This window comes from Skermanella sp. (genome assembly GCF_059503625.1).
In genome coordinates this window covers 1-10,629 of sequence record NZ_JCACHA010000739.1, presented here as the reverse complement: position 1 = coordinate 10,629, position 10,629 = coordinate 1, and the positions used below count along the sequence as shown (strand labels likewise).

The window sequence follows — 10,629 nt, the reverse complement described above, 5'->3', positions numbered from 1 at the left end:
GCCGCCGCACCGGAAGGGCCGCTACCTGCTGTCGTTCGACCCGCTGGACGGGTCGTCCAACATCGACGTCAACCTCACGGTCGGAACCATCTTCTCGATCCTGCGCGCCCCCGAAGGCGACGGCGATCCGGTCGAAGCGGACTTCCTGAAGCCAGGGACGGAACAGGTCGCCGCCGGTTTCGCGCTCTACGGCCCGACTTCGATGATCGTGCTGACGCTGGGCGACGGTGTCAATGGCTTCACGCTCGACCCCGAGATCGGCAACTTCATCCTGACCCATTGCCACATGAAGGTGCCGGAGGAGTGCAGCGAGTTCGCCGTCAACGTCTCCAACGAGCGGTTCTGGGAGCCGCCTGTCCAGCGCTACGTCGACGAATGCATCCGGGGCAGCACGGGACCGCGCGGCAAGGACTTCAACATGCGCTGGATCGCGTCGCTGGTGGCGGAGGTCTACCGCATCCTGATCCGGGGCGGCGTCTTCATGTATCCGTGGGATACCCGCGATACCTCGCGCGCCGGGCGCCTGCGCCTGCTGTACGAGGCCAACCCGATGGCGATGATCCTGGAACAGGCGGGCGGCACGGCTTCGACCGGACGCCAGCGCATCCTGGACATCGTACCGGACAAGCTTCACCAGCGCGTGCCGCTGATCCTGGGCTCGAAGTCGGAGGTCGAACGGATCGTTCGCTACCACGAGGCGCACGACAAGGGTGAGGACAAGGTCTTCGAAGCGCCGCTTTTCAACACCCGCTCGCTGTTCCGGGTCCCGGCCGGCGCGCATGGAGGAGTGTGATCCATGTCCGTCAAGCATCCTATCGTCGCCATCACCGGATCGTCCGGTGCCGGCACCACGACCGTCCGCCACACCTTCCAGCAGATCTTCCGGCGCGAGCAGATATCTGCCGCGATCATCGAGGGCGACGCCTATCACCGTTACGACCGCGCCGAGATGAGAACGCGGCTGGCGGAGGCTCAGCAGCAGGGATTGGCGAGCTTCAGCCATTTCGGCCCCGACGCCAACCTGTTCGAGGAAATCGAGGCGCTGTTCCAGCACTATGGCGAGACGGGGACCGGCACGACCCGCAAGTACCTGCACAACGCGGAGGAAGCGGCGCCCTACCAGCAGGAGCCCGGCACCTTCACGCCGTGGGAGCCCCTGCCGGAGCCGACCGACCTGCTGTTCTACGAGGGGCTGCACGGTGCGGTGAAGACCGGCAACGTCGATGCCGCCCGCCATGCCGACCTGCTGATCGGCGTCGTCCCGATCATCAACCTGGAATGGATACAGAAGCTCCACCGCGACAGGATCTCACGCGGGCACAGCCAGGAAGCGATCGTCGATACCATCCTGCGCCGGATGCCGGACTACGTGAACTACATCGTCCCGCAGTTCTCGCTGACCGACATCAATTTCCAGCGGGTGCCGACGGTGGACACGTCCAACCCCTTCATCGCCCGTGACATCCCGAGCGCCGATGAGAGCATGTTGATCATCCGCTTCCGTAACCCGCGCGGCATCGACTTTCCGTACCTGCTGTCGATGCTGAAGGACAGCTTCATGTCTCGTCCCAACACCATCGTCTGCCCTGGCGGCAAGATGGCGCTGGCCATGCAGCTCATCATCACGCCGCTGATCTGGCAACTGATGGACCGCAAGAAAAAGGCTCACTGATACTGGGGTCAAGGGTACCACTTTGTAGGTCGGCTAGAGCGAAGCGGCAGCCGACATAGACGCGCCTGCTTGTCGGCTGCCGCTTCGCTTTGGACCGACCTACAAAAACGGTCGACTTAGAAACGACCGAGGAGGAAGCACGATGATGGATATTCTGGCTCCCGACAACCCTGTGAAACCGGCTACCGACCGCCGCACACTCGCCAACGCCCTGCGGATGCTGGCCGTTGATGCCGTCAACAAGGCCAAGTCCGGCCACCCCGGCATGCCGATGGGCATGGCCGATATCGCCGAGGCGCTGTGGAACCGCCACCTGCGCCACAACCCCGGCGACCCGCACTGGCCCGACCGCGACCGCTTCGTGCTGTCCAACGGCCATGGATCGATGCTGCTCTACGGGCTGCTGCACCTGACCGGCTACGACCTGCCGCTGGAGGAGCTGAAGAACTTCCGCCAGCTTCACTCCCGCACCCCCGGCCATCCGGAATGGGGCATCACGCCGGGCGTGGAGACGACGACAGGGCCGCTGGGCCAGGGCATCTCCAACGCGGTCGGCATGGCGCTGGCGGAACGGCTACTGGGCGACGAATTCAACCGGAAGGGGCATACGGTCGTCGATCACCGCACCTTCGTCTTCGTCGGCGACGGCTGCCTGATGGAGGGGATCTCCCACGAGGCATGCTCGCTGGCGGGAACCTTGGGGCTGGAAAAGCTGGTGGCGTTCTACGACGACAACGGCATCTCGATCGACGGCCATGTCCAGGGCTGGTTCACCGACGATACGCCGAAACGCTTCGAAGCCTATGGCTGGCGGGTGATCCGCGACGTGGACGGCCACGACGCGGCGGCACTGGATGCCGCCATCGCCGAGGCGCTGACGCCATCGGGCAAGCCGACGCTGGTCTGCTGCAAGACGGTGATCGGCTGGGGCGCGCCGAAGATGGCGGGGACGCACGACGTCCACGGCGCCCCCCTGGGTGCCGTTGAGACCGCCGCGACCCGGACGGCGCTGAACTGGCCCTACCCTGCCTTCGAGGTCCCGGACGAGATCCGGGCGGCCTGGGACGCGCGGAACCGCGGTGCGGAGCTTCAGGGGGAGTGGCAGGAGCGGTTCGACGCCTATGCCGCCGCTCACCCGGACCTGGCGTCCGAGTTTCAGCGCCGGATCGCCGGCAAGCTGCCGGCGGACTTCACCGGACGCGCCGACGCCTTCATCGCCGACACGGTGAAGGCGGCCAAGACGGTGGCGACGCGCAAGGCCTCGCAACTCGCAATCGAGGCGCTGGCGCCGCTGCTGCCCGAACTGCTGGGCGGCTCCGCCGACCTGACCGGCTCCAACCTGACCAACTGGCCGGCCTGCCGCTCGGTGGCGGGCATGGGAGGCGGCAACTACATCCATTACGGCGTGCGCGAGTTCGGCATGACCGCCATCGTCAACGGCATAGCACTCCACGGCGGGTTCATCCCGTTCGGCGGCACCTTCCTGGTGTTCTCCGATTATTCGAGGAACGCGCTACGGCTGTCGGCGCTGATGGGGCTGGGCACGATCCAGGTCTTCACCCATGAAAGCATCGGCCTGGGCGAGGACGGCCCGACCCATCAGCCGATCGAGCACGCGGCGTCGCTTCGCCTGATCCCTGGTATGGATGTCTGGCGCCCCTGCGACGCGCTGGAAACCGCCGTCGCTTGGCGGGCGGCCGTCGAGCGGCGCAACGGTCCGACCAGCCTGCTGCTGTCGCGCCAGAATCTGCCACCGCAGGACGGCGGCGAAGGCAGGGCAGCGGAGGCGGCGCGCGGAGGCTACGTCCTGTCGGAACCCGATGGCGGTCCACCCGATATCGTGCTGATCGCCACCGGCTCGGAAGTGCCGCTCGCGGTTGCCGCGCGCGACCTGCTTGCCGACGAAGGAGTCCATGCGCGCGTTGTTTCCATGCCCTCCACGACGGTGTTCGACCGCCAGGACGCCGCATATCGCAGAATGGTGCTGGGCACCGATGCGCCAAGAATCGCCATTGAGGCCGGGCGGACCGACGGCTGGTGGAAATACGTGGGTTCCGACGGCGAGGTTATCGGGATCGACCGGTTCGGTGAATCCGCTCCCGCCGATGCCCTCTACCGCTTCTTCGACCTGACGCCGGAGCGTATCGCCAAGGCGGCGCACGCCCTGCTCTGAGACGCCCTGACACCAAACAACGATAATAAACCGGAGGAAACCATGGCCCTCGTTTCGATGCGCCAGTTGCTGGACCACGCCGCCGAACATGGCTACGGCCTGCCGGCTTTCAACATCAACAACATGGAACAGATCCGCGCGATCATGCTGGCGGCGCACGAGTGCGACAGCCCGGTCATCCTCCAGGCCTCGGCAGGCGCCCGGAAATACACCGGCGAAGCCTTCCTGCGCCACATGGTCGAGGCGGCGGTCGAGACGTGGCCGCATATTCCGGTCGTGCTGCACCAGGACCACGGCGCCAGCCCGGCGGTGTGCCAGCGCTCGATCCGCTCCGGCTTCACCAGCGTCATGATGGACGGCTCCCTGAAGGAGGACATGAAGACGCCGGCCTCCTACGAATACAACGTCGCGGTCACCCGTCAGGTGGTCGAGATGGCGCATGCCGTCGGCGTCTCGGTCGAGGGCGAGCTTGGCGTGCTGGGATCGCTGGAGACAGGACAGGCAGGCGAGGAGGACGGATCGGGCGCGGAAGGGACCTTCAGCCATGACGAGTTGCTGACCGATCCCGATCAGGCGGCGGACTTCGTCAATGCTACGGGAGTGGACGCGCTCGCCATCGCGATCGGCACCAGCCACGGCGCCTACAAGTTCTCGCGCAAGCCGACCGGCGACATCCTGGCAATCGACCGCATCCGGGAAATCCACGCGCGCCTGCCGAACACCCATCTGGTGATGCACGGCTCGTCCTCGGTCCCGCAGGAATGGCTGAACATCATCCGCGAGTACGGCGGCGAGATCAAGGAGACCTATGGCGTGCCCGTGGAGGAGATCCAGAACGGCATCCGCTACGGTGTGCGCAAGGTCAACATCGACACCGACATCCGGCTTGCCATGACGGGGGCGGTGCGCCGCCTGCTGGCCCAGAAGCCGGACGAATTCGACCCCCGCAAGTTCTTCGCGGCGGCGCTGGACGCCGCAAAGGACCTGTGCCGCGACCGGTTCGAGGCGTTCGGCAGCGCCGGTCAGGCCTCCCGGATCAAACCTCTCCCCATGGAGCGGTATGCGGAAGTCTACGCCAGGGCGGCGTAGGCTTCCCCGTCCGCTTCGGCGCCACTCACCGTCGGACGGCGACCAGCCCTTTGGGCTGGAAGCCGGCCGGCGGGCTTTTCCGTTTTAGCCGTTCTCCTCCTTCGCTCGTTCGGCTGCGCGCCGGCTTGACAACAGCTTGCGACGAAAGGCCCTTGACCTTCCCACGACTGGAAGCCCCACATACATGGGCAGCATGAGATTCGAGGAGCCTGACGATGGCTTACGCTGCCACGACCCCGACCGACGACGATACCGCTCTTAAGTCTTCCGCCCTGCCCCCGGCCGAGTTCGATCTTGCCGTGGAAGGGATGACCTGCGCGTCCTGCGTGGGGCGCGTGGAGAAGGCGTTGAAAAGGGTGCCGGGCGTCACCGACGCCGCGGTCAATCTGGCGACGGAGCGGGCGCATGTGACGGGGCATGGGATCGACGCGGAAACGCTGGTCGCCGCCGTGGACCGTACCGGCTTCCATGCCAGCCCCATCGTTGAGGACCAGACTGCCCTGCCGGGCAGTGCCGCCGCCGATGAAGCTGCCGTTCGGCAGCGGCGGGAGCTGGTCAAGCTGCTGATCGCGGCTGCCCTGTCGCTGCCGCTGGTGGTTGGGATGATCGGCGATCTGATGGGGCTTCACGTCATGCCGCCGGGGTGGCTGCAATTGGCGCTGGCGACCCCCGTGCAGTTCTGGCTCGGCTGGCGCTTCTATGTCGCCGCGTTCAAGGCAGTGCGCGCGGGCGCCGGCAATATGGATCTGCTGGTGGCGATCGGTACGTCGGCAGCTTGGGGGCTGAGCACCTATCTGCTGCTGACTGCCCATCCGGGGCACACGCTGCATCTCTACTATGAGGCGTCGGCTGTCCTGATAACCTTCATCCTGCTCGGCAAATGGCTGGAATCCCGCGCCAAGGGCCAGACAGCGACCGCGATCCGGGCGCTGATGGACCTGCGTCCGGACAAGGCACGCGTGCGCCGCGACGGCGTGGAGCGGGAGGTCGCGGTCGAGCGGGTCCGCGTCGGCGATATCGTCGTGGTCCGTCCGGGCGAGCGCATTCCGGTGGACGGGCGTGTCGTCGAAGGCGCCGGCTCGGTCGATGAGAGCATGCTGACGGGCGAGAGCCTGCCGGTCGAGAAAGCCGAGGGCGGACGCGTCACGGGCGGGTCGATCAACGTCGACGGGTTGCTGACGGTCGAGACGCTGGCGGTCGGGCATGAAACCATGCTGGCGCGGATCGTCCGCATGGTGGAAGGCGCTCAGGCGTCCAAGGCGCCGATCCAGCGCACGGTGGACAAGGTCAGCGCCGTCTTCGTGCCAGTCGTTCTGGTGATCGCGGCGCTGACCTTCATTGGCTGGTGGACCGTCGGCGGTGACCTGGAAGCCGCCATTCTGACCGCCGTATCGGTGCTGGTCATCGCCTGCCCCTGCGCGCTCGGCCTCGCCACGCCTACCGCCATCATGGTCGGAACCGGTCAGGCCGCGCGGTACGGCATCCTGATCAAGGACGCGGAGGCGCTTGAACGGGCCTATGCCGTGACATCGGTCGCCTTCGACAAGACCGGGACGCTGACCGAGGGCAAGCCTCGGGTGACCGACCTGATCGCGGCCCCCGGCTTTGCCGAAGGTGACCTTCTGCGGCTGACGGCTTCGCTCCAGCAAGGGAGCGAACATCCACTGGCCCAGGCGGTCCGTGCCCATGCCGCCACGCGCGGGATCGGCGCCGGCCGCCTCGACGGCTTCAAGGCGCTGGCAGGCCGGGGCGTTTCGGGAGTTGTGGACGGCCGTTCCCTGCTGCTCGGCACCCGCAGGCTGATCGCGGAGAACGGCCTGTCCGACGAGGCTCTGGAGGCCAGGGGCAAGGAATTGGAATCCCAGGGCCGCACCGTGTCGTGGCTGGCGGAAACCGGGCCGGATGCCTGCGTGCTGGGGCTGGTCGCCTTCGGCGATACCGTCAAGCAACGTGCCCATGAGGCGGTCGCCGGACTGCATGCGCGCGGGATCGAGGCGGTCATGGTGACGGGCGACAGCGCCGGTGCGGCCAATGCGGTAGCCCAGGAGCTTGGCATCGACCGTGTGTTCGCCGAGGTGCTGCCGGGCGACAAGGCCGATGTCGTGGCGCGGCTGAAGGCGGAGGGCAAGGTCGTCGCCATGGTCGGCGACGGGATCAACGACGCTCCGGCGCTGGCGGCCGCCGATGTCGGGATCGCGATGGCCACGGGGACGGATGTCGCGATGCACACCGCCAGCATCACGCTGATGCGCGGCGATCCGGTGCTCGTCAGCGGGGCGCTGGACGTGTCGCGGCGGACGTATGCCAAGATCAGGCAGGGGCTGTTCTGGGCCTTCGCCTACAACACCATCGGCATTCCGCTGGCGGTGTTCGGCTATCTGAGCCCGATCCTGGCGGGGGCCGCGATGGCGCTCAGCTCCGTCAGCGTGGTCGCCAACGCGCTCACGCTGCGGGGCTGGAAGCCCGGAAAATAGAAACCCCAGAAAATAGAAACCGATGCCTTTTGGATCAGATGCTGTAATCCGGCTCCGGCAGCGTCTGGTCCATGTCCAGCGCCGGGAACGGGCCGCTGCACCAGCCGACCACCTTGGCCGGGACGCCGACGACCGTAGCACAGGCCGGAACGTCTTTCAGGACGACGCTGCCAGCTCCGACCTTGCAGCCGGCACCGAGGACGATGTTGCCGAGCACCTTGGCGCCGGCGGAGATCAGGACGCCGTCGCGGACCTTGGGATGCCGGTCGCCATGCTCCTTGCCGGTGCCGCCCAGCGTCACTTCCTGGAGGATCGAGACGTTGTTGCCGATGACGGCTGTTTCGCCCACGACGAGGCCGGTGCCGTGATCGATGAAGACTCCTGTGCCGACCGGCACCGCCGGGTGGATGTCGATGGCGAAGACCTCCGACACGCGGCTTTGCAGGAAATGGGCGAGGCTATGGCGCCGATGGGTCCACAGCCAATGGCCGATCCGGTGCCATTGCAGCGCGTGGAAGCCCTTGAAGTAGAGGAAAGGCGTCAGGTAGCTGTCGGCGGCGGGGTCGCGGTCCAGGATGGCGATCAGGTCGGACGCGCCGGCCTCCACGATATCCGGGTCGTCGGACAGGGCTTCGTGGGCCAGCCCTTCCAGCCGCTCGGCCGTCATATTGCGGTCGCCCAGCTTATGGGCGAGCAATGCCGCCAGCGCGCAGGCGTAATCGTCGTGAAACAGAACCGAACCATGGATGAATCCGCGCAGGATTTCTTCCTCGGCGGAAACCTTGACAGCATCGGCGCGCAGGATGCCCCATACGGTATCGCTCGGCCGTGGTGTGATTTCCCGATTCAGTTCGGGAAAGCCCGGCACCGCCAACTGTACTTCGCTCATGGTTCCGATGCTCCTAAGCACGGCATACTTTACTTCAAACTCGCACGAGTCGAGACGGCCGAAGTCGCAGCGGCCGGCGGAAACATGGAACATAGGGGTTCCGGGCTGCGACGCAATGCCCCGCACCCCAGCTATGAAAAGAGTCTTTCCGGCTAATCCCGGACAGCCATCTGAAGTTCATCCATCAGGAGAAAAAACGATGCGTTCCAAACTCGCGAAAAGCCTGCACGCCGCCGCGAGTGCCGCGATGCTCGCGGGTCTTCTGCTCAGCGGAACGGGCTTCCCCGCCCTCGCCTCCGATGTCGTCGAGGTGTGGAAATCGCCGTCCTGCGGTTGCTGCACCGGCTGGGTCAAGCACATGCAGGCGTCGGGTTTCGAGGTGAAGACCCATGACGTCGAGGACGTCGATCCGGTCAAGCGGGCCAACGGCGTGCCGGCACCGCTGCACTCCTGCCATACCGCCACGATCGGCGGCTACGTCCTGGAAGGGCATGTCCCGGCGGCGGATGTCAGACGGCTGCTTGCCGACCGTCCGAAAGCCACGGGATTGTCGGTACCCGGCATGCCGGCCGATGCGCCCGGCATGGATATGAACATGGGAGAACCTTATCAGGTGATCCTATTCGGACAGCCCGGCGGCAAGCCGGCCGTCTATGCAAACCACTGACCGGCAGACCTGATTTCTGAAAATCCGTATTTGGCGTGTGAAACTGGTTTAATCTACAAATTCGTTTTAAGTGGCCTGGGGGATCGTGTAGCTTTCCGCGATCCCCCGAACCGAGCCCGAAGGAGCCGGCCACCATGAGCGACGCCAGCAAGCCCCCCGCCCCCCTGAAGCCCGAAACCCTGGTGCTGCACGCCGGATACCGGTCCGATCCCGCCACCAACGCTGTTGCGGTGCCGATCTACCAGACCACCTCCTACCAGTTCGACCATACCGAACATGCGTCCAACCTGTTCGCGCTGAAGGAACTGGGCAATATCTACACCCGCATCCAGAACCCCACGACCGACGTGCTGGAGAAGCGGATCGCGGCGCTCGACGGCGGTGTCGCGGCCCTGGCGGTCGCATCGGGTCAGGCGGCCTCGGCCATGGCGGTGCAGAACCTGGCGCAGGCGGGCGACAACATCGTCAGCTCAACCGACCTGTACGGCGGCACCTGGAACCTGTTCGCCAATACGCTGCGCCAACAGGGAATCGAGGTCCGGTTCGTCAATCCGAGCGATCCGGAGAACTTCCGCAAGGCGACGGACGATCGCACCCGCGCCTATTATGCCGAGACGCTGCCCAACCCCAAGCTGGTCGTCTTCCCGATCCGCGAAGTTGCCGATATCGGCCGTCCGCTCGGCATCCCGCTGATCATCGACAATACGGCTGCCCCGCTGCTCGCCCGTCCGTTCGATCATGGCGCCGCCGTCATCGTTTATTCGACCACCAAGTTCATCGGCGGCCACGGCACCTCGATCGGCGGCATGATCGTGGACAGCGGTGCCTTCGACTGGGCGGCCCATGCCGAGCGCCAGCCGCTGCTGAACCAGCCCGATCCCAGCTATCACGGCGCCGTCTGGGTCGAGGCGGTCAAGCCGATCGGCCCGGTCGCGTACATCATCAAGGCGCGGACGACGCTGCTGCGCGACCTTGGGGCGGCACTCAGTCCGTTCAACGCCTTCCTGACGCTCCAGGGATTGGAGACGCTGCCGCTCCGCATCCGCGAGCACAGCCGCAACGCCTCGGCCGTGGCGGAGTACCTGATGAAGCACCCCGCCGTGACCAAGGTGATCTACCCAGGACTTCAGGACGGCGAGGCGCGCCGGCGCGCCGATGCGTACCTGAAGGGCGGCTATGGCGGGCTGCTCGGGTTCGAACTGAAGGGCGGGCGCGATGCCGGGCGCGCCTTCATCGACGGGCTGAAGCTGGTCTACCACGTCGCCAATATCGGCGACGCGCGTACGCTGGCGATCCATCCCGCCTCCACCACCCATTCGCAGCTTTCGGCGGAGGAGCAGTTCGCGACCGGCGTCAGCGAGGGCTATGTCCGGCTGTCGGTCGGCATCGAGCATATCGACGATATCATCGCCGATCTCGATCAGGCCCTTGAGCGCGCGGCCGGGTTGAGGGATGCTGCGGAATAACTGAGCGTTGCCGTCAGGTATCCAGGGTGCGGACCGGTGGTCCGCACCGCATCTCCGACACTAGGAAAAGGCATCACTATAAACCCTATTGAGTTGGTAGAGAAACTGGTGGATGATGGTTGGCGTCCAGAACGATAAACCAACGGAGGAGCACCATGTTGATCCCCACCGCACCAAACACCCGGCCCGATGCCGGATG

Annotated in this window: 8 protein-coding genes; 7 read left to right on the top strand and 1 reads right to left on the bottom strand. The window is 65.9% G+C overall.

The annotated features are described in order from the left end of the window. The 5 genes from AC5JJ6_RS25285 to AC5JJ6_RS25265 all read left to right on the top strand — a co-directional run. On the top strand, positions 1–793 hold a 793-nt coding region (locus tag AC5JJ6_RS25285), incomplete at its 5' end, for a class 1 fructose-bisphosphatase (protein WP_496044717.1). Positions 794–796: 3 nt separating this feature from the next. Further along, the gene (locus tag AC5JJ6_RS25280) at positions 797–1,672 is read left to right on the top strand and encodes a phosphoribulokinase (RefSeq protein WP_044434912.1); all 876 of its coding nucleotides are present in this window, start codon (positions 797–799) and stop codon (positions 1,670–1,672) included. Positions 1,673–1,814: 142 nt separating this feature from the next. Then, positions 1,815–3,845, top strand: a complete 2,031-nt coding sequence (gene tkt / locus AC5JJ6_RS25275; RefSeq protein WP_496044716.1) for a transketolase — start codon at positions 1,815–1,817, stop codon at positions 3,843–3,845. A 42-nt stretch (positions 3,846–3,887) separates the two neighbouring features. Further along, a complete protein-coding gene (gene fba / locus AC5JJ6_RS25270; protein WP_496044715.1) occupies positions 3,888–4,934 on the top strand; it encodes a class II fructose-bisphosphate aldolase in 1,047 nt (348 codons plus the stop codon). Between the two features lie 215 nt (positions 4,935–5,149). Further along, positions 5,150–7,408: a heavy metal translocating P-type ATPase gene (locus tag AC5JJ6_RS25265; protein ID WP_496044714.1), complete on the top strand. Its 2,259-nt coding sequence runs from the start codon at positions 5,150–5,152 to the stop codon at positions 7,406–7,408. Positions 7,409–7,442: 34 nt separating this feature from the next. Here the strand turns inward: AC5JJ6_RS25265 and cysE are convergent, their stop codons facing one another. Then, the gene (gene cysE / locus AC5JJ6_RS25260; protein ID WP_496044713.1) at positions 7,443–8,297 is read right to left on the bottom strand and encodes a serine O-acetyltransferase; all 855 of its coding nucleotides are present in this window, start codon (positions 8,295–8,297) and stop codon (positions 7,443–7,445) included. Positions 8,298–8,496: 199 nt separating this feature from the next. Here cysE and AC5JJ6_RS25255 point away from each other — a divergent pair, with 199 nt between their 5' ends. Beyond that, complete coding sequence (locus tag AC5JJ6_RS25255; protein ID WP_496044712.1) at positions 8,497–8,964, top strand: DUF411 domain-containing protein; 468 nt, start codon at positions 8,497–8,499, stop codon at positions 8,962–8,964. A 134-nt stretch (positions 8,965–9,098) separates the two neighbouring features. Then, positions 9,099–10,430 carry an O-acetylhomoserine aminocarboxypropyltransferase/cysteine synthase family protein gene (locus AC5JJ6_RS25250; protein WP_496044711.1) on the top strand — a complete coding sequence of 444 codons (1,332 nt, stop codon included), beginning with the start codon at positions 9,099–9,101 and terminating at the stop codon, positions 10,428–10,430. The last annotated feature ends 199 nt before the right edge of the window (positions 10,431–10,629 follow it).